The sequence below is a fragment of the Roseibium sp. RKSG952 genome, assembly GCF_009711355.1.
This window is the reverse complement of record NZ_SMMF01000907.1, coordinates 26,151-49,857: the sequence shown is the minus strand read 5'-3', so window position 1 is coordinate 49,857 and position 23,707 is coordinate 26,151. Positions and strand designations below refer to the sequence as shown.

23 protein-coding genes are annotated in these 23,707 nt (G+C 58.8%); all 23 read left to right on the top strand.

Annotated elements, in window-relative coordinates; translation table 11 throughout:
* Nucleotides 1-464: 464 nt before the first annotated feature.
* The 23 genes from E1297_RS18060 to E1297_RS17950 all read left to right on the top strand — a co-directional run bounded on the left by E1297_RS18060 (nt 465) and on the right by E1297_RS17950 (nt 23,523).
* Nucleotides 465-830 (top strand): NADH-quinone oxidoreductase subunit A, encoded by a 366-nt coding sequence (locus E1297_RS18060; RefSeq protein ID WP_155140759.1) that lies wholly within the window; start codon nt 465-467, stop codon nt 828-830.
* Nucleotides 821-1,402: an NADH-quinone oxidoreductase subunit B family protein gene (locus tag E1297_RS18055; protein ID WP_155140757.1), complete on the top strand. Its 582-nt coding sequence runs from the start codon at nt 821-823 to the stop codon at nt 1,400-1,402. The genes E1297_RS18060 and E1297_RS18055 overlap by 10 nt, the downstream gene beginning before the upstream one ends.
* A gap of 80 nt (nt 1,403-1,482) precedes the next feature.
* Complete coding sequence (locus tag E1297_RS18050; protein WP_155140755.1) at nt 1,483-2,088, top strand: NADH-quinone oxidoreductase subunit C; 606 nt, start codon at nt 1,483-1,485, stop codon at nt 2,086-2,088.
* A 13-nt stretch (nt 2,089-2,101) separates the two neighbouring features.
* Nucleotides 2,102-2,536 carry a GFA family protein gene (locus E1297_RS18045; protein ID WP_155140753.1) on the top strand — a complete coding sequence of 145 codons (435 nt, stop codon included), beginning with the start codon at nt 2,102-2,104 and terminating at the stop codon, nt 2,534-2,536.
* The gene (locus E1297_RS18040) at nt 2,529-3,713 is read left to right on the top strand and encodes an NADH-quinone oxidoreductase subunit D (RefSeq protein ID WP_155140751.1); all 1,185 of its coding nucleotides are present in this window, start codon (nt 2,529-2,531) and stop codon (nt 3,711-3,713) included. Before E1297_RS18045 ends, E1297_RS18040 begins: the two co-directional genes overlap by 8 nt.
* Before the next feature lie 71 nt (nt 3,714-3,784).
* Nucleotides 3,785-4,972, top strand: coding sequence for an NADH-quinone oxidoreductase subunit E (locus E1297_RS18035; protein ID WP_155140748.1), 1,188 nt, complete (start codon nt 3,785-3,787; stop codon nt 4,970-4,972).
* An 8-nt stretch (nt 4,973-4,980) separates the two neighbouring features.
* Nucleotides 4,981-6,285: an NADH-quinone oxidoreductase subunit NuoF gene (gene nuoF, locus E1297_RS18030; protein WP_155140746.1), complete on the top strand. Its 1,305-nt coding sequence runs from the start codon at nt 4,981-4,983 to the stop codon at nt 6,283-6,285.
* 27 nt (nt 6,286-6,312) lie between these two features.
* On the top strand, nt 6,313-8,409 hold the full coding sequence (nuoG, locus tag E1297_RS18025; protein ID WP_155140744.1) for an NADH-quinone oxidoreductase subunit NuoG: 2,097 nt from the start codon (nt 6,313-6,315) through the stop codon (nt 8,407-8,409).
* Nucleotides 8,410-8,424: 15 nt separating this feature from the next.
* On the top strand, nt 8,425-9,480 hold the full coding sequence (nuoH, locus tag E1297_RS18020; RefSeq protein WP_155140742.1) for an NADH-quinone oxidoreductase subunit NuoH: 1,056 nt from the start codon (nt 8,425-8,427) through the stop codon (nt 9,478-9,480).
* An 8-nt stretch (nt 9,481-9,488) separates the two neighbouring features.
* Complete coding sequence (locus E1297_RS18015; protein ID WP_155140740.1) at nt 9,489-9,713, top strand: hypothetical protein; 225 nt, start codon at nt 9,489-9,491, stop codon at nt 9,711-9,713.
* A 24-nt stretch (nt 9,714-9,737) separates the two neighbouring features.
* The gene (nuoI, locus tag E1297_RS18010; RefSeq protein WP_155140738.1) at nt 9,738-10,226 is read left to right on the top strand and encodes an NADH-quinone oxidoreductase subunit NuoI; all 489 of its coding nucleotides are present in this window, start codon (nt 9,738-9,740) and stop codon (nt 10,224-10,226) included.
* A gap of 96 nt (nt 10,227-10,322) precedes the next feature.
* The gene (locus tag E1297_RS18005; protein WP_155140736.1) at nt 10,323-10,937 is read left to right on the top strand and encodes an NADH-quinone oxidoreductase subunit J; all 615 of its coding nucleotides are present in this window, start codon (nt 10,323-10,325) and stop codon (nt 10,935-10,937) included.
* 100 nt (nt 10,938-11,037) lie between these two features.
* A complete protein-coding gene (nuoK, locus tag E1297_RS18000; RefSeq protein WP_155140734.1) occupies nt 11,038-11,346 on the top strand; it encodes an NADH-quinone oxidoreductase subunit NuoK in 309 nt (102 codons plus the stop codon).
* A gap of 9 nt (nt 11,347-11,355) precedes the next feature.
* Nucleotides 11,356-13,356, top strand: a complete 2,001-nt coding sequence (gene nuoL / locus E1297_RS17995) for an NADH-quinone oxidoreductase subunit L (RefSeq protein ID WP_155140732.1) — start codon at nt 11,356-11,358, stop codon at nt 13,354-13,356.
* Complete coding sequence (locus tag E1297_RS17990; RefSeq protein WP_155140730.1) at nt 13,356-14,873, top strand: NADH-quinone oxidoreductase subunit M; 1,518 nt, start codon at nt 13,356-13,358, stop codon at nt 14,871-14,873. Before nuoL ends, E1297_RS17990 begins: the two co-directional genes overlap by 1 nt.
* A gap of 33 nt (nt 14,874-14,906) precedes the next feature.
* Nucleotides 14,907-16,340, top strand: a complete 1,434-nt coding sequence (gene nuoN / locus E1297_RS17985; RefSeq protein ID WP_209015835.1) for an NADH-quinone oxidoreductase subunit NuoN — start codon at nt 14,907-14,909, stop codon at nt 16,338-16,340.
* A 23-nt stretch (nt 16,341-16,363) separates the two neighbouring features.
* The gene (locus E1297_RS17980) at nt 16,364-17,161 is read left to right on the top strand and encodes a biotin--[acetyl-CoA-carboxylase] ligase (RefSeq protein ID WP_155140726.1); all 798 of its coding nucleotides are present in this window, start codon (nt 16,364-16,366) and stop codon (nt 17,159-17,161) included.
* Between the two features lie 19 nt (nt 17,162-17,180).
* A complete protein-coding gene (locus E1297_RS17975; protein WP_155140724.1) occupies nt 17,181-18,848 on the top strand; it encodes a ribonuclease J in 1,668 nt (555 codons plus the stop codon).
* Nucleotides 18,849-18,883: 35 nt separating this feature from the next.
* Nucleotides 18,884-19,288, top strand: coding sequence for a methylmalonyl-CoA epimerase (gene mce / locus E1297_RS17970; protein WP_155140722.1), 405 nt, complete (start codon nt 18,884-18,886; stop codon nt 19,286-19,288).
* A gap of 6 nt (nt 19,289-19,294) precedes the next feature.
* Nucleotides 19,295-19,576, top strand: coding sequence for a DUF1467 family protein (locus E1297_RS17965; protein ID WP_155140720.1), 282 nt, complete (start codon nt 19,295-19,297; stop codon nt 19,574-19,576).
* A 519-nt stretch (nt 19,577-20,095) separates the two neighbouring features.
* Nucleotides 20,096-21,424 (top strand): proline--tRNA ligase, encoded by a 1,329-nt coding sequence (gene proS, locus E1297_RS17960; RefSeq protein WP_155140718.1) that lies wholly within the window; start codon nt 20,096-20,098, stop codon nt 21,422-21,424.
* Nucleotides 21,425-21,489: 65 nt separating this feature from the next.
* Complete coding sequence (locus E1297_RS17955; protein WP_244327799.1) at nt 21,490-22,794, top strand: lipoprotein-releasing ABC transporter permease subunit; 1,305 nt, start codon at nt 21,490-21,492, stop codon at nt 22,792-22,794.
* Nucleotides 22,795-22,803: 9 nt separating this feature from the next.
* Nucleotides 22,804-23,523: an ABC transporter ATP-binding protein gene (locus E1297_RS17950; protein ID WP_244327798.1), complete on the top strand. Its 720-nt coding sequence runs from the start codon at nt 22,804-22,806 to the stop codon at nt 23,521-23,523.
* Nucleotides 23,524-23,707: the final 184 nt, after the last annotated feature.

Here is a 23,707-nt window from a genome sequence, read left to right as displayed (position 1 = left end):
TCGCGGGTTCGAGCCCCGTCACTCGCGCCATTCACGGACGCCTTTTCTTGTTTGAAATCTCCCATTCAATCTGCCGGTGGTCCGCATTTTTGACTGAAATGCGGTAAATGCCCTGCGGTTTATATCGGCCTTGTGCTGTAAGGGCTTGATTCTTCGCTGCTGGGATTGAACTCTACGGCTGCGGCGAATTGGTCCTCGCCCTGTGCATAGTTTTACAAGTGCTCTAAAATACGCAGTATTGCACGGGTCAGGGGTGATGCCTGTTGTGCATTAACAACTGTGGCAATGGTTTGGCAGGCGAGGGGTCTTGCGTTGCACGGGGTCGTGAGCTAAGCGTGCGCTCGCATGTTGGTTTTTATAAATCCGACAGGGCTTGCCACGGCGCGCTGTAAGACGACTTGGCCGTTGCAGCTCCGGCACCGGATCACCTCCCGATCCGATCGATATGCAAGGACGCGAAACACATGGAAGAGCTTCTGCGGGAATATGCCCCGATCGTCGTGTTCATCGGCATTTCGCTGGTGATCGGCTTGGCCCTGCTCATCTCGCCGTTTATGATCGCCCACAAGAATCCGGATCCGGAGAAACTCTCCGCGTATGAGTGCGGTTTCAACGCATTTGACGACGCGCGCATGAAGTTTGACGTGCGGTTTTATCTGGTTTCGATCCTGTTCATCATCTTTGACCTTGAAGTTGCCTTCCTGTTTCCCTGGGCAGCGACTTTCGGCGACCTCGGCTGGTTCGGTTTCTGGTCGATGATGATCTTCCTGGGCGTCTTGACCATCGGCTTTATTTACGAATGGAAAAAAGGAGCGTTGGAATGGGATTGACCAATACATCCGGCACTCTGATTGCCGACAAGCCCAAGGGCGTTATCGACCCCAATACCGGCAAGCCGGTCGGAGCGGACGACCCGTTCTTTCTGGAAGTCAATGACGAGCTTGCCGACAAGGGGTTCCTGGTCACATCGACCGACAATCTGATCCAGTGGGCGCGCACCGGCTCGCTCATGTGGATGACATTCGGTCTGGCCTGCTGCGCGGTCGAAATGATGCAGATGTCCATGCCGCGCTATGATGCCGAGCGGTTCGGATTTGCACCACGCGCCTCTCCGCGCCAGTCCGATGTCATGATTGTCGCGGGCACGCTGACAAACAAGATGGCACCGGCTCTGCGCAAGGTCTATGACCAGATGCCCGAGCCGCGGTATGTCATCTCGATGGGGTCCTGCGCCAATGGCGGTGGTTATTACCACTATTCCTACTCCGTGGTTCGTGGTTGTGATCGGGTTGTGCCTGTTGATATCTACGTGCCCGGATGCCCGCCGACAGCTGAAGCGCTGCTTTATGGCGTGCTGTTGCTGCAAAAAAAGATCCGGCGGACCGGAACGATTGAGCGCTAAGCGCGAGTTTTGAAAAATGATGCCTGGCGGAACGGTCCGCCAGAACTCAAGAGGCTCCTGAGGAGTGAGGTCAGAGGAACATGGACGAGACGCTCAAGGAACTGGCTGAGCATATTGAATTAGGGCTTGGCGAGTCCCTTCTGTCCTGGACCGTCGATTATGGCGAGTTGACGCTGAGTGTTGCGGCGTCCGACATTCTGGATGTGGTACGGTATCTGCGCGACAATAGCTCCTGCAAATTCGTCAACCTGACGGATATTTGCGGTGTGGACTGGCCGGCGCGCGAAAAGCGCTTCGATGTGGTGTATCATTTCCTGTCCCCCATGCAGAACCAGCGGATCCGCGTGAAGCTGGCAGCGGACGACAACACGCCGGTTGCGTCGATCACGCCGCTGTTTCCGGGAGCTGCCTGGTTTGAACGTGAAGCCTATGACATGTACGGCGTTCTGTTCTCCGGTCATCCGGATCTGCGCCGCATCCTGACCGACTACGGTTTTGACGGGTTTCCGTTGCGCAAGGACTTCCCGCTGACGGGCTATGTCGAAGTTCGCTACGACGACGAAAAGAAGCGGGTGGTTTACCAGCCGGTCCAGCTCAATCAGGAATTCCGCAATTTTGACTTTTTGTCTCCTTGGGAAGGTACGGACTACGTGCTTCCGGGCGACGAAAAGGCAACCACGAATTAAGGTGGGTGCGGAGATGGGTGAGCGGCTATCTGGTGGATGCCTTTGCGGGGATGTGCGGTTTACCGCGGTTCCTGTCGATCAGACCATGCAGGTGTGTCACTGCGAGATGTGCCGCAAGTGGACCGGTGGGGTTCTCATGGCTGTCGCGTGCGGGCCGCACGTCGAGTTCGAGAGTGAAGCGGCTTTGAGTGTCTACAAGTCTTCCGCCTATGGTGAGCGCGTGTTTTGCAAGTCCTGCGGGTCGACACTCGCATGGCGGCTACAGGACGGATCGCACGCCTCGATGTCGGCGCAAGCTTTCGACGATCCGGCCCGGTTCGCGCTGACGAGCGAAATCTTCGTGGATGAACAGCCGGCCAATTATGCCTTTGCGAACAAGACGCAACGGATGACTGGCCCGGAAGTCTTCGCATTTTATGCAGCAAAGCAGGAACCTCAAAATGGCTGAGGCTCAAGTTCGAAATTTTAACATCAACTTCGGTCCGCAGCACCCGGCCGCGCACGGCGTGTTGCGCCTTGTGCTGGAGCTGGATGGTGAGGTGATCACCCGTGTTGATCCCCATATCGGCCTACTTCATCGCGGCACCGAAAAGCTGATCGAGCACAAGACCTATCTGCAGGCCGTTCCTTACTTCGACCGGTTGGACTATGTGGCGCCGATGAACCAGGAGCATGCGTTTGCTCTTGCGGTCGAGCGTCTTGTCGGTGTCGAGGTGCCCAAGCGCGGACAGCTGATCCGGGTTCTGTTTTCTGAGATTGGCCGTTTGCTGTCGCATCTTCTGAACGTGACCACTCAGGCCATGGACGTTGGTGCGTTGACGCCGCCGCTGTGGGGCTTCGAGCCGCGTGAAGAGCTCATGGTTTTCTACGAACGGGCTTGTGGCGCGCGGATGCACGCCGCATACGTTCGTCCGGGCGGGGTCCATCAGGACCTGCCGCGCGACCTGCTCGACGATATCTGGAACTTCTGTGACCCGTTCCTGCAGACGCTGGACGACATTGAGGGCCTCCTGACCGACAACCGCATCTTCAAGCAGCGGAATGTTGATATTGGCGTGGTCGATCTGGACGATGCATGGGCTTATGGCTTTTCCGGCGTGATGGTGCGTGGCTCCGGCGCTCCGTGGGACCTGCGCAAGTCGCAGCCTTACGAGTGCTATTCCGAACTGGACTTCGATATTCCGATCGGCAAGAACGGCGATTGCTACGACCGCTATCTGATCCGCATGGAAGAGATGCGCCAATCGGTGCGGATCATGAAGCAGTGCCTTGAAAAACTGACGGTGGAAACCGGTCCGGTATCGTCAATCGACGGCAAGATTGTCCCGCCGAAGCGCGGTGAAATGAAGCGGTCGATGGAAGCTTTGATCCACCACTTCAAGCTCTACACGGAAGGTTACCACGTTCCGGAAGGCGAAGTGTATGCGGCTGTCGAGGCGCCCAAGGGTGAATTCGGCGTCTATCTGGTGTCCGACGGCACCAACAAGCCGTATCGCTGCAAGATCAAGGCTCCGGGCTTTGCGCATCTTCAGGCGCTGGACTTCATGTGTAACGGCCACATGCTTGCGGATTGCTCTGCTGTGCTCGGGTCGATGGATATTGTGTTTGGTGAGGTCGACCGGTAATCCGGCTTCACCCTTTTTGAGCCCGGGCTGCTTCGTGTGGCCGGGTTTTGCAACAAGACGGGGATTACACCATGGCGGTTCGCAGACTTGCCGCGGAACAACCTGAGAGCTTCGCGTTCACGCCGGAAAACCTGGCATGGGCGAAAAAGCTGATTGACCGGTACCCGGCAGGACGTCAGGCCTCTGCTGTCATTCCGCTGTTGTGGCGGGCGCAGGAACAGAATGAAGGCTGGGTCAGCGAGCCGGCAATCCGCTGTGTCGCGGACTTGCTCGACATGCCGCATATCCGCGTTCTGGAGGTTGCGACTTTCTACACCATGTTCCAGCTGCAGCCGGTCGGCAAGAAGGCGCATATTCAGGTTTGCGGCACGACGCCTTGCATGCTGCGCGGCGCTGGCGACCTGATCAATGTCTGCAAGAGCCGCATTGCCAAGCACATGCACGAACTGTCGGATGACGGCATGTTCTCTTGGGAAGAAGTTGAGTGCCTCGGCGCCTGTGTGAACGCTCCGATGGTCCAGATTTTCAAGGACACCTATGAAGATCTGACCGAAGTAACTTTCAACACGCTTCTCGATGACATTGAAGCGGGCCGCGAAGTAACGCCTGGCCCGCAAAATGGCCGGCGTTTTGCCATGGCCGAGGGTGGGCAGACCAGCCTCACCGATGTAAAGGACGCGACCAAGGGCGCTGATCCGGTGCCGCACATTGTTGATGGCGCTGAAAAGGCTTCTCATGCTTTTGCAGGTCCGGCAATCAATGCAGGCGGCAACGATTATGACGGTGTGCCAGTGCCAGCCGAAGAGGCTGTTGCCCGGGTCAAGGCCGCATTTGCGGCCAAGCAGGCGGGGGCGGCTCCTGCCCCGGTCGAAAAAAAGGTTGAACAGGCCGCCAAAAAGCCTGCAGAACCCGCACCGGCATCCAAGGCCAAGCCCGAGCTTTCTGCTGTTTCCGCCGAAGGCGCGCAGCCCGAGCTTTTGGAAGCTGCCCGAGGCGGCAAGTCGGATGACCTCAAGAAGCTCAAAGGCGTAGGCCCGAAGCTTGAGGCAACCCTGAACGAGTTGGGAGTGTTCCATTTCGATCAGATCGCGTCCTGGAGCGAATCAGAAATCGCCTGGGTCGACGAGAACCTGAAGTTCAAGGGGCGGATCGAGCGCGACGGCTGGGTCGAGCAGGCCAAAACGCTTGCCAATGGCGGCGAGACAGAATTCTCCAAACCATCGGAAGCCGGAAAGGCGTCCGACAAGAGCGACAGTTAGGAGAAGACATGCTGAAAGATCAGGACAGGATCTTCACGAATATCTACGGTCTTCACGACTGGGGTCTTGAAGGCGCGAAAAACCGTGGCCACTGGGATGGTACCAAGGCGCTGCTCGAAAAGGGGCGCGACTGGATCATCGGTGAAATGAAGGAATCTGGCTTGCGCGGCCGGGGCGGTGCGGGCTTCCCGACCGGCCTGAAATGGTCGTTCATGCCGAAGGAATCCGATGGCCGCCCGGCGTATCTGGTGGTTAATGCCGATGAATCCGAGCCCGGCACCTGTAAGGACCGCGAAATCCTGCGCCATGACCCGCATACGCTGGTCGAAGGCTGTCTGGTCGCCGGTTTTGCGATGAACGCTGTTGCGGCTTACATCTATGTGCGCGGTGAGTTCATCCGCGAACGCGAGCGCCTGCAGGCCGCGATCGATCAGGCTTATGACGCCGGTTTGATCGGCAAGAACAACAAGAACGGCTACGATTTCGACATCTACGTCCATCATGGGGCAGGGGCTTATATCTGTGGCGAGGAAACCGCGCTGCTGGAAAGCCTTGAGGGTCGCAAGGGTCAGCCGCGGCTGAAGCCGCCGTTCCCGGCCAATGTCGGCTTGTATGGCTGCCCGACGACCGTGAACAATGTGGAATCCATTGCTGTCGCACCGACCATTCTGCGTCGGGGCGGTGCTTGGTTCTCCTCGTTGGGCCGCCCGAACAACACCGGCTCCAAGCTGTTTTGTGTGTCAGGTCACGTCAATCAGCCGGCGACCTTCGAAGAAGAGCTCGGAATGCCGTTTTCCGAGTTGATCGACAAGCACTGCGGTGGGATCCGCGGTGGTTGGGACAATCTTCTGGCTGTGATCCCGGGTGGTTCGTCCGTGCCTTGCGTGACGGCCGACGAGATCAAGGATGCGCCGATGGACTTCGACGGGTTGAAGGAGAAGGGCTCTGCGCTTGGAACTGCGGCCGTGATCGTCATGGACAAGTCCACCGACATCATCAAGGCGATTGCCCGGATCAGCTATTTCTACAAGCACGAGAGCTGTGGCCAGTGCACGCCCTGCCGGGAAGGCACCGGCTGGATGTGGCGCGTGATGGAGCGGATGGTCAAGGGCCAGTCCTCGCGCGAGGAAATCGACATGCTGTTCAATGTGACCAAGCAGGTTGAAGGCCATACCATCTGCGCGCTCGGGGATGCGGCTGCATGGCCGATCCAGGGTCTGATCCGGAATTTCCGCCCGGTGATCGAACAGCGCATCGATGATTACATCGCCAAACCGAAAGCACCGGCGGCGACGCTGGTTGCTGCGGAATAAGGCGCCACGGGATTTGGAGAGCAGCCGATGACGAAGCTCATCATTGACGGCAAAGAGGTAGAGGTCCCGGCGGATTACACCCTGCTGCAGGCCTGTGAAGAGGCTGGCGCGGAAGTCCCGCGGTTCTGTTACCACGACCGTCTGTCGATTGCGGGCAACTGCCGCATGTGTCTGGTCGAGGTCAAGGGCGGACCGCCCAAGCCGACCGCATCCTGCGCCATGTCGGTACGGGACCTGCGTCCGGGACCGAATGGCGAGCCGCCGGTGGTCGAAACCAAGAGCCCGATGGTCAAGAAGGCGCGTGAAGGGGTGATGGAGTTCTTGCTCATCAACCACCCGCTCGACTGCCCGATTTGCGATCAGGGCGGGGAATGTGACCTCCAGGACCAGGCGATGGCCTATGGTGTAGATGGGTCCCGTTTCGCGGAAAACAAGCGGGCTGTCGAAAACAAGCAGATCGGTCCGCTGGTCAAGACGATCATGACCCGCTGCATCCATTGCACGCGCTGTGTCCGGTTCACGACGGAAGTCGCAGGCGTCTCGGAAATGGGGTTGGTCGGCCGCGGTGAAGACGCGGAAATCACCACTTATCTGGAAGCGGCCCTGTCGTCCGAGCTTCAGGGCAATGCGGTCGACCTGTGTCCGGTCGGCGCGCTGACCCACAAGCCTTATGCGTTCCATGCCCGTCCGTGGGAACTGACCAAGACCGAAAGCGTCGACGTGATGGATGCGGTCGGGTCGGCAATCCGGGTCGACACCCGCGGCAAGGAAGTCATGCGCGTGATGCCACGGCTGAACGAAGCCGTGAACGAGGAATGGCTTTCCGACAAGTCCCGTTACATTTGGGACGGTCTGAAGACCCAGCGCCTCGACCGGCCCTATGCCAGTAAAGACGGCAAGCTGCAGCCGGTGTCCTGGACCGAAGCGTTCCAGATCATCTCCGAGCGAATCGGCAAGCTGGACGGTGCCCGGCTCGGCGCGATCGCCGGGGATCTGGCAAGCGTTGAGGAAATGTTCGCGCTCAAGAAGCTTTTCGAAGCACTTGGATCTGCGAATATCGATTGCCGCCAGGACGGTGCGCGGCTTGATCCGGCCAAGGGCCGTGCAAGCTATATCTTCAATCCGACCATCGAAGGCATCGAGGATGCCGATGCTGTTCTGATCATCGGCTCCAACCCGCGCCACGAAGCGGCCGTGCTCAATGCGCGCATCCGCAAGGCATGGCGGACCGGCAAGGTCAAGGTTGGTCTGATCGGCGAGAATGCTGACCTGACATATGACGCCCGGTATCTTGGGGCGGGGCCGGAAACGCTGGCCGATGTGATTGCGGGCAAGAACAGCTTCGCTGACGTACTGAAGGCCGCGAAGCGTCCGCTGATCATCGTCGGGCAGGGGGCTCTGGCGCGTGTTGATGGCGGGTCGATCCTCGCCAATGCTGCAAAGCTTGCCGAAACGGTGGGTGCTGTCAGCGATGACTGGAACGGTCTGGCCGTCCTGCACACGGCTGCCAGCCGTGTTGGCGGGCTCGATATCGGTTTTGTCCCGGGCGAAGGTGGCCTTGATGTTGCCGGTATGCAGGGGGCTACTGAAAAGGGTGATCTGGATGCGGTCTTCCTGCTCGGTGCCGATGAACTCGACATGGACGCGTTCGGTTCGGCTTTTGTGATTTACATGGGCACCCACGGCGATCGCGGTGCACACCGTGCCGATGTGATCCTGCCCGGAGCTGCCTACACCGAGAAATCCGGTTTCTACGTGAACACCGAGGGCCGGCTTCAGCTGGCCGAACGTGCCGGCTTCCCTCCGGGGGATGCACGTGAAGACTGGGCGATCCTGCGGGCTCTGTCCGGAGCGTTGGGCAAGGCCTTGCCGTTTGACTCGCTCGCGCAACTGCGCAGCGAACTGGCCGACGCCCATCCGCACATGTTGTCCATTGACGCCATTGAAGCCGGTTCGGCAGACCAGGTGCAGGCGCTGGCAAAGGATGCCGGCAACATGGAAGCTGCGGCCTTTGCCAATCCGATCCGTGATTTTTACATGACCAACCCGATCGCACGCGCTTCGGCAACCATGGCGGAATGTTCCGCCCTGGCCAAGTCGCGCGCTGCAGAAGCAGCCGAATAAGGGCAGGGGAACGTAATGTCAGACTTTATGACGACCTATGGCTTTCCGTTTCTCTGGATGGTGCTCCAGAGCGTGGTTTTGCTGGTCTGCCTCCTGGTCATTATTGCTTATGTGCTTTACGCGGATCGCAAGATCTGGGCTGCCGTTCAGATCCGGCGTGGTCCGAACGTGGTTGGCCCCTGGGGTCTCTTGCAGAGTTTTGCCGACCTTTTGAAGTTCGCGCTGAAAGAGCCGGTGATCCCGGACGGGTCCAACAAGACCATGTTCCTGCTCGCACCGCTGGTGTCGGTGCTGCTGTCGCTGTCGGCCTGGGCCGTGGTTCCCGTCGCACAAGGATGGGTGATCGCCGACATCAATGTCGGTATCCTTTACATCTTCGCGCTGTCATCGCTTGGTGTGTACGGCATCATCATGGGCGGTTGGGCGTCGAACTCGAAGTATCCGTTCCTGTCGGCGCTGCGCTCGGCAGCTCAGATGGTATCTTATGAAGTCTCGATCGGCTTTGTGATCGTCACCGTCCTGCTGTGTGCGGGAACGTTGAACCTCACCGGCATCGTGGACTCGCAGCAGACCGGTCTGGCAAACCTGCTCGGCGTGCCGTGGTTGTCGATCCTGAACTGGTACTGGCTGCCGCTGTTCCCGATGTTCGTGATCTTCTTCATCTCGGCGCTGGCGGAAACCAACCGTCCACCGTTTGATATGGCGGAAGCGGAATCCGAGCTTGTCGCGGGCTTCATGGTGGAATACGGCTCCACCCCGTACATGATGTTCATGCTCGGCGAGTATGTTGCCATTGCACTGATGTGCGCCCTGATGACGATCCTGTTCATGGGTGGATGGCTGCCGCCATTCGATTTTGCACCTTTCACATGGGTGCCGGGTGTCGTCTGGTTCCTGTTGAAGTCCTTACTCGTGTTCTTCATGTTCGCCATGGTGAAGGCGATGGTGCCGCGGTACCGTTATGATCAGCTGATGCGTCTTGGCTGGAAGGTGTTTCTGCCGCTGTCGCTCGGAATGGTCGTTGTCGTTGCCGTCGTGCTGCAGGTGATGGACTGGGCGCCAAAAGGGTGAGTGTCTCGATGACCGGCCTGATTGGAGCTGCAGTCGGGCTGTATATCGGCTGGCTTGATGCGAAGATCCTCAAGGGTCTCATCCAGGCCACCGAGATGAAAAACAGGGAAGCGGGCGGCGACGGTGGGTTTGCCGCCAGACATGGGGCCCTCCTCAGGGGGCTGGTTTATGGGATTGGGATGGTCGGGTTTCCGATCATCGGATATTGGGCCGGCAGCGCGCTGACCGGTTGAGCGGAGAAGGAAGGCAACAAGGCGATGGGACTTGATCAAGCTGCCAAATCGCTGTTCTTGAAGGAATTCGTATCGGCGTTCTTTCTCGCCATGCGCTATTTTTTCAAGCCGAAGCCGACGGTGAACTACCCGTTCGAAAAAGGGCCGGTGAGCCCGCGGTTCCGCGGTGAGCACGCCCTGCGGCGTTACCCGAACGGGGAAGAGCGCTGCATTGCCTGCAAGCTTTGCGAGGCGATTTGCCCGGCGCAGGCGATCACGATCGAAGCAGGCCCGCGCCGGAATGACGGCACGCGGCGCACCACCCGTTATGACATCGACATGGTCAAATGCATTTACTGCGGTTTCTGTCAGGAAGCCTGCCCGGTGGACGCCATTGTCGAAGGGCCGAATTTCGAGTTCGCGACCGAAACGCGCGAAGAGCTTTACTACAACAAGGAAAAGCTGCTTGCGAACGGAGATCGCTGGGAACGCGAAATCGCCCGCAATATTGAAATGGACGCTCCTTACCGGTAGGAGCATGACGCAAATCAATCTGGTCCGCTCTGCAAACCGGCTTGGGCGGGCCGTTCTTACGGCCGGTTCCGGCCAGACGACAGGCAGGTCTGTTCAATGATCCTGAGCGCCCTCTTTTTCTACCTCTTCGCCGGGGTAACCGTTGCTTCCGCCTTTATGGTGATTGCGGCCCGCAACCCGGTTCATTCGGTTCTGTTTCTGATCCTCGCGTTCGTGAACTCGGCCGGACTGTTCATTCTGCTCGGAGCCGAGTATCTGGGGCTGCTCCTGATTGTCGTCTATGTCGGCGCGGTCGCGGTGTTGTTCCTGTTCGTGGTGATGATGCTGGATGTGGACTTCGTCGAATTGCGCCAGGGCTTCTTGCAGTATCTGCCGGTCGGCGCGCTGGTCGGCATCATCCTGCTGGTCGAGCTGCTGCTTGGACTGGGCGCCTGGGTGATTGCACCGGAGATTGTTCAGCACGGATCACAGCCCATGCCGCCGCTTGATCAGGCAAACAACATCCAGGCCATCGGCCACGTGCTTTACACAAAGTATGTCTTCTTCTTCCAGGTTGCCGGCCTGATCCTGCTGGTTGCCATGATTGGTGCGATTGTCCTGACCTTGCGTCACAAGGAAAACGTGCGGCGCCAGAACGTGGCCGATCAGGTCGCCCGGACGAGGGAAACTGCCATCGAGGTTCGCAAGGTCGAATCCGGCAAGGGAATTTAAAGAGCGCTTGAAAAAAGCGCGTATCGATAATCTGGCTTGCAGCGAAACCTCCGCGCTGCTTGCCGGTTGGGAAAAGTGAGGGGAGCACGGCGAGGCGCCCATGGAAATCGGTCTGTCGCACTACCTGTCGGTCGCGGCGATCCTGTTCACGATCGGGATCTTCGGGATCTTCCTGAACAGGAAAAACGTGATTGTCATCCTGATGTCGGTGGAGCTCCTGCTGCTCGCCGTCAACATCAATTTTGTCGCCTTTTCATCATTTCTCGGCGACCTAATGGGTCAGATCTTCACCCTGCTGGTCCTGACGGTGGCGGCTGCAGAGGCGGCCATCGGGCTTGCCATCCTGGTGGTCTTCCACCGGAACCGCGGTTCCATTGCCGTGGAAGACGTCAACATGATGAAAGGCTAGGAACACCTCATGTATACAGCCATTCTGTTCCTTCCTGCGATCGGGTTCCTGATCGCCGGCCTGTTTGGCCGGGTGATTGGCTCAAAAGCCTCCGAATACATAACAAGCGGCCTTGTCATCCTGGCCGCCCTGCTGTCATGGATCGCGTTTTTCACGGTGGCCTACGGGGATACCGGGCTCTACCAGATCCAGATCCTTCGCTGGATTTCGGCCGGCGCGCTTGATGTCAGCTGGTCGATCCGGGTGGATACGCTGACCGTGGTCATGCTGATCGTGGTCAACACGGTTTCGGCATTGGTGCATGTCTATTCGATCGGATACATGCATCATGACCCGCACCGTCCGCGCTTCTTTGCCTACCTGTCGCTCTTCACCTTTGCGATGTTGTCGCTGGTGACCTCCGACAACCTGCTTCAGATGTTCTTCGGCTGGGAAGGTGTCGGCCTTGCGTCCTATTTGCTGATCGGGTTCTGGTACAAGAAGCCATCTGCCAATGCGGCGGCCATGAAGGCGTTTGTTGTCAACCGTGTCGGTGACTTCGGGTTTGCGCTTGGCATCTTCGGCGTGTTCTATCTGTTCAACACCATCGACTTCAGCACGATCTTCGCCAATGCCGGTGCGGTTGCCGGGGCTGAGGGCGAGGCCATGACGTTCCTCGGCGCCCATCTGGACGCTTCGACGGCCCTGACGGTTGTGTGTCTGCTTCTGTTCATGGGCGCGATGGGCAAGTCGGCCCAGTTCCTGCTGCACACCTGGCTGCCGGACGCGATGGAAGGCCCGACCCCGGTCTCCGCACTCATTCACGCCGCGACCATGGTGACGGCAGGGGTGTTCATGGTGGCGCGCCTGTCTCCGCTTTTCGAGTATTCGCATACAGCACTTCTGGTGGTGACCTTCTTCGGTGCAACGACAGCGTTCTTTGCTGCCACGATCGGTCTGGTCCAGAACGATATCAAGCGGGTGATTGCGTATTCAACCTGTTCCCAGCTCGGCTACATGTTTGTGGCCATCGGGGTAGGGGCCTATTCGATCGCGATCTTCCATCTCTTCACGCACGCCTTCTTCAAGGCACTCTTGTTCCTGTGTGCGGGTTCGGTGATCCATGCCGTGTCCGACGAGCAGGACATGCGCAAGATGGGCGGCCTGCGCAAGCACATCCCGATCACCTACTGGACGATGATGATCGGTACGCTGGCACTCACCGGCGTGGGCATTCCGCTGACCCATATCGGGTTTGCCGGGTTCGTGTCCAAGGATGCGATCATCGAGGCGGCCTATGCAGCAGCCGGTGGTGATCATCCGCATGCCATGGCCCTTTACGGCTTCTGGCTGACGGTCGCCGCAGCTGCCTTGACCTCGTTCTACTCCTGGCGTCTGACATTCATGACCTTCCACGGCAAGCCGCGCGCGCCTGTCGATGTCATGAAGCACGTACATGAATCGCCCTGGGTCATGACCATTCCGCTGTTCATCCTCTCCATAGGTGCGGTTCTGGCCGGTATGGTGTTCTACAACGACTTCTACGGCTCGGGTCACGATGCCTTCTGGAAGGGTGCACTGTTCCTCGGTGAGGAGAACCACATTCTGCACGCGATGCATGACGTGCCGAAGTGGGTCAAGGTCTCGCCGTTCGTTGCCATGGCAGTCGGTCTTGTGACCGCATGGTACTTCTACATCCGCTCGCCCGAGACGCCGAAACGCCTCGCCGAGCGCCATCAAGGCCTCTATCAGTTCCTGCTGAACAAGTGGTATTTCGACGAACTCTATGACTTCCTGTTCGTGCGTCCCTGCTATTGGCTGTCGCACAAGCTCTGGAAGGTTATGGATCACAAGGTCATTGACGGGCTGGGCCCGCACGGAGCGGTCGCGCTGACGCGGACCGTCACGGCCCGGGTGATCAAGCTGCAGACGGGATATCTCTATCACTACGCATTCGCGATGCTGATCGGTGTTGCGATCCTGATCACCTGGTCGATGTTCACGGGCGCAGGCACTGGAGTGACTCACTAATGCTAGACTTCCCAATCCTGAGCCTGACGACGTTCCTGCCGCTCGTCGGGGTGCTGTTCATCCTCATCGTCAATGGGGACGATGAGAAGGCCCGCAACCAGATGCGCTGGCTTGCTCTGGTGACGACGACCTTTACGTTCCTGTTGTCACTGACCATCTGGTTTGCCTTTGACTATAATAATCCGGGCTTCCAGTTCTTCGAGGACACGCCTTGGCTGGGGGACACGATCCGTTACCAGATGGGGGTTGACGGGATCTCGATCCTGTTTGTGATCCTGACCACTTTCCTGATGCCGTTCTGCATTCTGGCATCCTGGAACGTCCAGAAGCGGGTCCGCGAGTACATGGTCGCGTTCCTCGTTCTGGAAACCATGATGATCGGCACGTTCTGCGCGCTGGATCTGGTTTTGTTCTACATCTTCTTTGAAGCCGGTCTTGTGCCGATGTTCCTGATCATCGGGGTCTGGGGCGGCAAGAACCGGGTCTATGCGTCCTACAAGTTCTTCCTCTACACGCTGCTTGGCTCCGTGCTCATGCTTGTTGCCATCATGGCGATCTACTGGCAGGCAGGGACCACGGATATTCCGGAGCTTTTGGGACACAATTTCCCGGCAAGCATGCAGACTTGGTTGTTCCTTGCCTTCTTCGCAAGCTTTGCCGTGAAGATGCCGATGTGGCCGGTCCACACCTGGCTGCCGGATGCGCACGTTGAAGCGCCGACGGCGGGGTCGGTGGTTCTGGCGGCAATCCTTCTGAAGCTTGGCGGCTACGGGTTCCTCCGGTTCAACATTCCGATGTTCCCGATCGCATCGGACTATTTTGCGCCGCTGATCTTTGCCCTGTCGCTGGTGGCAATTGTCTATGCATCGCTCTGTGCCTTCGTTCAGGAAGATTCCAAGAAGCTGGTGGCCTATTCGTCGATTGCCCACATGGGCTACGGGACGATGGGGATTTTCACCGCAACGGAGCCGGGTGTTCAGGGCGCGATCTTTGCGATGCTGTCGCACGGTATTGTTGCCGCTGCACTGTTCCTTTGCATCGGCGTCATTTACGACCGGATGCATACCCGTGAGATCGAGGCCTATGGCGGCCTTGTGAACCGGATGCCCAAATACGCTGTCATCTTCCTGATTTTCATCATGGCAAATGCGGGTCTGCCGGGAACAAGTGCCTTTGTCGGCGAGTTCCTGACCCTGCTGGGAGCCTTCCAGGTCAATACCTGGGTCGCGCTGCTGGCAACCACGGGCGTGATCCTGTCAGCCGTGTACTCGCTCTACATGTACCGGCGGATCGTGTTCGGCGCGCTGACCAAGGAAAGCCTGAAGAACATTCTCGATCTTGACAGGCGGGAGAAGATGATCCTGATCCCCTTGGTGGTCCTGACAATCTTCTTTGGCTTCTACCCGATGGCATTGCTGGATGTGACACAGGCTTCCGTGACCAACCTGATTGTAGACTATAACGCCGCCCTGAATGCCGCAGACATCAACCCTGCGCATATCGCCGGCCCGCACTGATCGTAAAAGGACGAGACAAGAGCTATGTCAGAAATGACCCAATTGCCTGATCTCCTGCCGGTCCTGCCAGAGTTGGTTCTGGCCGTCGGTGCGATGGTCCTTTTGATGGTTGGCGCCTTTGGCGGTCCGCGCGTCAGCTTTCTGGTCAACGGAATGTCGATGGGCCTGATCGCGGCAACGGCCCTGTTTGTAATGCCTTTTGGCGCGAAAATGGGGACCACCTTCGGCGGTTCCTTCGTGCTGGACCAGTTTGCCTATTTCATGAAGCAGCTGGTGCTGATCGGATCGTTCTTCGCGATTGCCATGTCGTGGGCCTATGCGAAGTCGCAGAACTTCGACAAGTTCGAGTATCCGGTTCTGATTGTCCTGGCGACGGTTGGCATGATGCTGATGTTGTCGGCGAACGACATGATCGCGCTCTATCTGGGCCTGGAATTGCAGAGCCTTGCGCTGTACGTGATTGCGGCGATCAATCGTGACAGCGTGCGTTCGACCGAAGCGGGCTTGAAGTACTTCGTGCTCGGAGCGTTGTCGTCGGGGATGCTGCTCTACGGCATGTCGCTGACCTACGGCTTCACCGCACAAATCAGCTTCGAAGGGATCACCGCCGCTCTGGTTCAGGAGGGTGCATCTCTCGGATTGATCATCGGCCTGACCTTCATTCTTGCGGGCCTCGCCTTCAAGATTTCGGCCGTGCCGTTCCACATGTGGACACCGGATGTCTATGAAGGGGCGCCGACACCGGTGACTGCCTTCTTCGCGGCAGCGCCGAAGGTTGCTGCCATGGGCATGACCATCCGTATCATCATCGATGCGTTTGAACCGGTCACCGCCGATTGGCAACAGATCATCGTGTTCGTGGCGCTTGCGTCCATGCTGCTCGGGGCATTTGCCGCCATCGGGCAGACAAACATCAAGCGTCTGATGGCCTATTCCTCCATCGGCCATATGGGCTATGCGCTTGTCGGTCTCGCCGCTGGCACCCAGGCTGGCGTTGAGGGTGTCGTGTTCTACATGGCAGCCTATCTGGCAACGACACTCGGCGTGTTCTCCTGCATTTTGTCGATGCGCCGCAAGGACGGCATGGTCGAGGAGATCAACGAGCTTTCAGGCCTGTCGCGCACGAACCTGCCGATGGCGATCACTCTTGCGATTCTTCTGTGGTCGCTTGCAGGCATTCCGCCGTTCATCGGGTTCTTCGGCAAGTGGTTCGTGTTTGCGGCCGCAGTCGAGTCCGGGCTCTATGCTCTTGTCGTGATCGGGGTTCTGGCGTCTGTCATCAGTGCCTACTACTATCTGCGGATCATCAAGATCATGTTCTTTGACGAGCCTGCGGAAGCCTTTGAGCGGATGCCGATGGAATTGAAGGTGGTACTCGGCCTGTCCGGTCTGATCGTCACATTCTTCACGTTCATGCCTGCTCCCCTTGTGGAGGCGGCAAGTGCGGCGGCGGTTTCACTGTTCTGATTTTGACCGGCCCTTCACGCAACATGAATGATCAAAAGACTGAAAACCCGGCGCCACCAGCGCCGGGTCTTCGCATTGAAAGGCACAGCTCGGTTTCGTCGACCAATACACTTGCCTTCGCGCGGGCCCGGGCCGGGGATCGGGGCGGTTTGTGGATCCGGGCTGATGAACAAACCGCCGGGCGCGGGCGTTTGGGCCGGAACTGGACATCGCCGGTTGGCAACATGTTTGCCAGTTTTCTGCTGGTTGATCCTCAGCCAAGGGAGCGGATTGCGGAACTGCCGCTGGTGGCAGCCGTGGCCCTTGCCGATGCGATTGACAAGGCGGCTGGAACATTCGGCCTTGCCCGGCTCAAGTGGCCCAATGACCTTCTGGTCGAGGGGGCAAAGCTTTCCGGCATTCTTCTGGAAGCCGAAACACTCCCGGATGGCCGCTTGGCCGTCGTTCTGGGCATAGGGGTGAATTGCGTCTCCCATCCTCAAGGGGGGCTTTATCCTTGTGTCGACTTGAGGGCGCTCGGCTACCGGGTGAGTGCCGATCAGGTGTTTGACTGTTTGCGGCGCGAAATGTCGGAGCGGCTGGAACAATGGGCGCAGCCGGACGGGTTTGAGGCAGTCCGGAAGGCCTGGTTGAATCGTGCCGCTCACCTCGGCAAGCGCATTACCGTCAAGGGCACCCGGGAGGTGACCGGGACTTTTGTCGATCTCGATAACCGAGGTTATCTGGTACTGGAACTTGAGACTGGAGTACGGGAGACCATCTACGCGGGTGACGTCTTCCTGCTGGGCTTTGAGCACAAGGGCTCGCCCGGAACTCCGTGATTATGTGGAGCTGTTGAGTATGGCATTGGCCAACGACCTTGTCTTCCTGCCCCTGGGCGGGGTGGGCGAAATCGGAATGAACCTGGCGCTTTACGGCATCGGTCCGGACGACGACCGGTCCTGGCTGATGGTCGATTGCGGGGTAAGCTTTGCCGGACCGGACCTGCCGGGGATCGATCTGGTCTTGCCCGATATCCAGTTTCTGGAAGAAGTGCGGGACCGGATTGTCGGCATGGTCATCACCCATGCCCATGAGGACCACTACGGCGGAATCATGCATCTGTGGCCGTTCCTGAAGGTTCCGGTCTACGCAACCCCGTTTACGGCGGCGATGCTGGAAACCAAGATCGAGAACGAACCCGGTGTTGACGAGGTGCCGGTCACGGTCATCAAGCAGGGACAGCGGCTTGATATCGGGCCGTTCGATATCGAGGTGGTCGCCATGGCCCACTCGATCCCCGAGCCCTGTGCGCTGGCGATCCGCACACGTGCGGGCATGGTGCTCCATACCGGCGACTGGAAGATCGATCCGACACCCGGCGTCGGTTTGCCGATCGACATGAAACGCCTCGGCGAGTTGGGGCAGGAGGGCGTGATGGCCCTCGTCTGCGACTCGACCAATGCGGTACGCGATGGCACCAGCCCGAGCGAAGCCGATGTCGGGGCCGAACTCAAGAAGGTGATGAAGGATTGCAAGCACCGCATTGCGGTGACGACCTTCGCCTCGAATGTGGCGCGTATCCGGGCCATCGCGGAAGCAGCAGCTGCTGCCGAGCGCGATGTCGTCGTGGTCGGCCGGTCGATGCATCGGGTTATCGAGGTGGCTGGCGAGCTTGGTTATCTCGACGGCCTGCCGCCGTTTCATGACGAAGAGGCCTTTGGTTACCTCCCTCGGGAAAAGGCCGTTTTGCTCTGTACCGGATCGCAGGGTGAGGATCGGGCCGCGCTGGCACGGATTGCGGCTGGAGACCATCGCAATATCGGGCTTTCCAAAGGCGACACGGTGATCTTTTCTTCGCGGACAATTCCGGGAAATGAGAAGGCGGTCATCAACGTGATGAACAATCTCGCCAAGACCGGCGTAGAGATCATTACCGACCGGGATGCGCTGGTGCATGTGTCCGGCCACCCGCGCCGCGGCGAACTGGAGCAACTCTACAAACTGATCAATCCGAAAGTCGTGGTTCCCGTGCACGGAGAACCCATGCATCTTGCAGCACATGCAGAGTTTGCCAAGTCTCAAGGAGTGCGCGAGGTCGTGGTAGGCGGCGACGGGGATGTGATCCGTTTGACCTCCGGGTCGGCGGGGATCGTCGGCGAGGCGCCATTCGGGATCTGGGTCAAGGACGGGGACATTCTGGATGATCCGGAAGTCACCGGCGTCAAGGAGCGCAAGAAGCTGTCCTATGCCGGGTGTGCCGTGATTTCTCTGGCACTGGACCGGGGCGGCAACATGGCCGACAGTCCGCAGATCGCCCTGATGGGTGTTCCGGATTGCGACGATGACGGGGAGCCGATGGAAGACATCGTGCGCGCGGCCGTTCAGGATGCGCTCACCAGTGTTCCGAAGGCCCGCCGCAAGGACCTTGATCTGATGGCCGAAGCCGCCCGCCGGGCCGGGCGTTCGTCGATCCTGGCGGTCTGGGGCAAAAAGACGCTCTGTAAAGTTCTGGTAAGCCGTGTATGACTGCGGCTTGCCCCTGATCGGGGAGGAGTTGTTACATGATTGGACGTTTGAATCACGTCGCGATTGCGGTTTCTGACATTGAAGCGGCGGCTGCTGTGTACCGGGACACGCTCGGCGCAAGTGTGTCGGCAAAGGAAGCGCAGCCGGACCATGGTGTCAGCACGGTGTTCATCACCCTGCCGAACACGAAGATCGAGCTTCTGGAGCCGCTCGGGGAAAATTCGCCGATTGCGAAGTTTCTCGAAAAGAACCCGTCCGGCGGGATTCATCACGTCTGCTATGAGGTCGAGGACATTATCGCGGCGCGCGACAAGCTGAAGGCGGAAGGCGCGCGTGTGCTAGGGGATGGTGAACCGAAGATCGGTGCGCATGGCAAGCCGGTTCTGTTCCTGCACCCAAAGGATTTTCTCGGAACCCTCACGGAATTGGAACAAGCGTAGGATCTGATGTCGGTCGTTTACGGACTAGCGGTTTTTTTCATGATCTGGTGGATCGTTCTGTTTGCGGTCCTGCCTTTCGGGTTTCGCCGGACCCAGGCGGAGGCGGGCGAGGTGTTGCCCGGTTCCGAACCGGGAGCGCCGGAACGGCCCCAGTTTCTCAAGGTGTTCGTGATCACCACGATCGTGGCTGCGCTGGTTTTTGCAGGTTACTTGTTCGTGCGTCAGTCCGGCCTCACCCTCGACGATCTGCCGATCCCGGGGCCGAGTTCCCATCGCACTCAACCATAGAATATGGGCTGCGGCCCCCAATCCGCGACGTATACCGAACATGGCTGCGAAAAAGAAAAAGGCAGAGCTTGCGCTCTGCCTTTTGAAGTTCCGCGTCTAATCCCCTGCGATACGCTTGAAGCTGTTTTTGCTTTTTTGCGTCGGCTGCAGACCACGAAGGTGCGCCAGCAGGTTCTTCCTCCCAAGACTCAGACCGCGATGTCTGTGTAAGGTCATGTCAAATATGACAATCGCCCTTTTTCTTATGAAAACGGAACATATATGAAGCTTACGGCCTTGTCACCTTAATGTCGCAGTCAGCATAATTTTTGTGCTTGCCATAAAAACGGGCGAATTTGCGGCATGAAAATCACCCTCTATCTTTTGCCGTCTTATGATCCTGAAATCGGGAGACTATCTGCCCACTGCCGGAAAATGACGGAAAAAATGCCGCGTTGCACGCTAGGGGCTTGTGTTTCGAGGGCGCATGCGCTTTCACTGCGCCTCCGAAGACATTCACGAAAAACAAGAGACACCTGAATGCGCCTGTCCCGATATTTCCTGCCCATTTTGAAGGAAACGCCCAAAGAGGCGGAGATCGTGTCACACCGCCTGATGTTGCGGGCCGGCATGATTCGACAGCAATCTGCGGGGATCTATTCCTGGCTGCCGTTGGGGCTCAAGGTGCTCAGGAAAGTCGAGCGGATTGTCGAGGAAGAACAGGCACGTGCAGGCGCTGTCCAGCTGCTGATGCCGACCATCCAGCCGGCCGATCTTTGGCGCGAAAGCGGGCGCTATGATGCCTATGGCAAGGAAATGCTGCGCATCACCGATCGCCACGAACGCGACATGCTGTTTGGTCCGACCAACGAGGAAATGGTCACCGACATCTTCCGCTCGTCTGTCCGGTCCTACAAGGATCTGCCGCTCAATCTCTACCACATCCAGTGGAAATTCCGCGATGAGGTCCGCCCGCGTTTCGGCGTGATGCGCGGACGCGAATTCCTGATGAAGGATGGCTATTCCTTCGATCTTGACAAGGAATCCGCCCGCCACGCCTATAACCGGATGTTCGTCTCTTATCTGCGCACCTTTGACCGGCTGGGTCTCAAGGCGATCCCGATGAAGGCGGATACAGGACCGATCGGCGGCGACATGAGCCACGAATTCATCATTCTGGCCTCCACCGGCGAAAGCGAGGTGTTTCTCGACAAGGCCATGCTCGCCTTGCCGACCCCGGCCGAAGACACGGATTTCTCTTCCGACCTGTCGGACATCGTCACGGCCTGGACCGCGCCCTATGCGGCGACCGATGAAATGCACGATGCCGAGGCCTTCAATGCCGTGCCGGAGGCCGAGCGCGTCTCGGCGCGCGGAATCGAGGTTGGTCACATCTTCTATTTCGGAACGAAATATTCCGAGGCCATGAATGCGAAGGTCGCCACCTCCGAGGGCACGGAAGTGCCGGTGCACATGGGGTCCTACGGGATCGGCGTGTCCCGCCTTCTTGGTGCCCTGATCGAGGCCCATCACGATGACGACGGCATTATCTGGCCGGCATCTGTTGCCCCGTTCCATGTCGGGCTGATCAACCTGAAGCAGGGCGACGAGATGACCAATTCCGCCTGCGAGGACATGTATGCCAAGCTGAGCGCTGCCGGACTTGATGTGCTTTATGACGATACGGACGGCCGTGCGGGCGCGAAGTTTGCGACCATGGACCTGATCGGCTTACCCTATCAGGTTGTTGCCGGTCCGCGCGGGCTGAAAGACGGTGTTCTCGAGGTCAAGAACCGGGCCACGGGCGAAAAGGAAATGCTGTCCCCGGAAGCGACGCTGAACAAGCTGGTTGCGGCATTGACGCCGTAATCCGGCTCGCCGATCCTCTATGCGGGATTCGGATATTCGGGGCAGGGCGTTTGAGCGGATAGGACATGAACCAGTCGACGAAAGCTGAAACCGAACCGGACGGGCAGGGTGGTGCGCCCACCCGTCCCTTTGCCGCTTTCGAATGGATGATCGCCGGGCGGTATCTGCGGTCCCGGCGCAAGGAAACCTTCATTTCGGTCATTGCGGGGTTCTCCTTTGCCGGGATCATGCTCGGGGTTGCGACCCTGATCATCGTGATGGCGGTGATGAACGGGTTCCGGACCGAATTGCTCGGTAAAATCCTCGGGATCAATGGCCATATGCTGGTCCAGCCCGTGGACACTGCCCTGACCGACTATGATCCGGTAGCCGGGCGGCTCGAACATGTTCCCGAAGTCGTCAGCGCGATCCCCTTTGTCGAGGGGCAGGCGCTTGTCTCCGGCCCGGGCGGCAGCCTCGGCGGGTTGGTTCGCGGCTTGCACGAAAGCGATATCCGCCGCATTCCGCTGATTTCCGAAAATGTCCGTCTTGGCACACTGGACGGGTTTGACGAGAGCGAGGGCATTGCCATTGGCTCGCGCATGGCCCAGCAACTCGGTGTGACGGTTGGCGACAACATCACGCTGATCTCGCCGAAGGGCAATGTCACGCCGATGGGGGTGACGCCGCGGCTGAAGAGTTATCCGGTGAGTGCGATCTTCGAGATCGGCATGAGTGAATATGACAGCACCTTCCTGTTCCTGCCCCTTGCAGAAGCGCAGGGCTATTTCAACATGGACGGCAGGGCGACCGGGATCGAAGTCTATGTGATGGATCCCGACAAGGTCGGCCTGATGAAAACGGCGGTAGAGGAGGCGGCAGACCGGCCAGCTTTCGTAACCGACTGGAGGCAGCGCAATGTGACCTTCTTCTCGGCTCTGGAAGTCGAGCGCAATGTCATGTTCATTATCCTGACGCTCATTGTTCTGGTTGCCGCACTCAACATCATTTCCGGCCTGATCATGCTGGTGAAGGACAAGGGGCGGGACATCGCGATCCTCAGAACCATGGGCGCGACCCGTGGCTCGATCATGCGGATCTTCCTGATCACCGGGGCAAGTATCGGCTGTGTCGGCACGATTGCAGGCTTCCTGCTCGGGCTTCTGGTATGTCTCAACATCGAGAGCATCCGCCAGTTCGTTTCCTGGTTGACATCGACCCAGCTGTTTGACCCGACGCTTTACTTCCTGTCCAAGTTGCCGGCCGAGATCGATAGCGGCGAGACCATCACGGTTCTGGTGATGGCGCTGGTGCTGTCGCTCCTGGCAACCCTTTACCCGGCGTGGCGCGCTGCGCGGCTCGATCCGGTTGAAGCCCTCAGATACGAATAGGGACGTCCCATGAACCAGCAACCCATGCCCGATGGTGCGGCGGTTCCTGCACTTGCCCTGTCCGGCATCACCCGGACCTTCAGCGAAGGCGCAAGCGCACTCGATATCCTGACCGGCGCCGATTTTTCCCTCGCAGCCGGCGAAATGGTTGCGCTGGTCGCCCCCTCGGGCACGGGCAAATCGACACTCCTGCACATTGCCGGACTGCTGGAACATCCAGACAGCGGCGATGTTTACATTGGCGGGCAGAACTGTTCGGATCTGGATGACGATGCGCGCACGGCGATCCGGCGGAACGACGTCGGATTTGTCTATCAGTTTCACCATTTGCTGCCGGAATTCACGGCCCTTGAAAACATCATGATGCCGCAAATGATCCGGGGCCTGCCGAAAAAGGTTGCAGCCGAGCGGGCACATGAGTTGCTTGACTACATGCGCATGGGGGCAAGGGCGAACCACCGGCCTTCGGAACTGTCGGGCGGCGAGCAGCAACGCGTGGCGGTTGCCCGGGCGGTCGCGAATGCGCCGCGGATCCTGTTGCTCGACGAGCCGACCGGAAATCTCGATCCGAACACGGCCAACTACGTGTTTGAGGCCCTGTCCGCGCTTGTGCGCGCCTCGGGCGTGGCAACTCTGTTTGCGACCCACAATCTGGAACTGGCCAGCCGCATGGACCGGGCCATCACCCTGCAGGACGGCCGCATCGCGCCGTTGGTCAAGCCCATCTGACGCGGCCTTCGGGTTGCATATCTAAAAATGCCGCTCCAGCTGGCACGGTGGAACAAACCAAAAACAACGATTTGGTAACCCTCTTGGAAGAGCGGAGTTTGAGCGGAACAAAAACGAATTGCAAAGAGAACAAAAATAGAACAAACTTCCTCTTGTGAGTTGATGACGCTACGTCGGAGGGGGA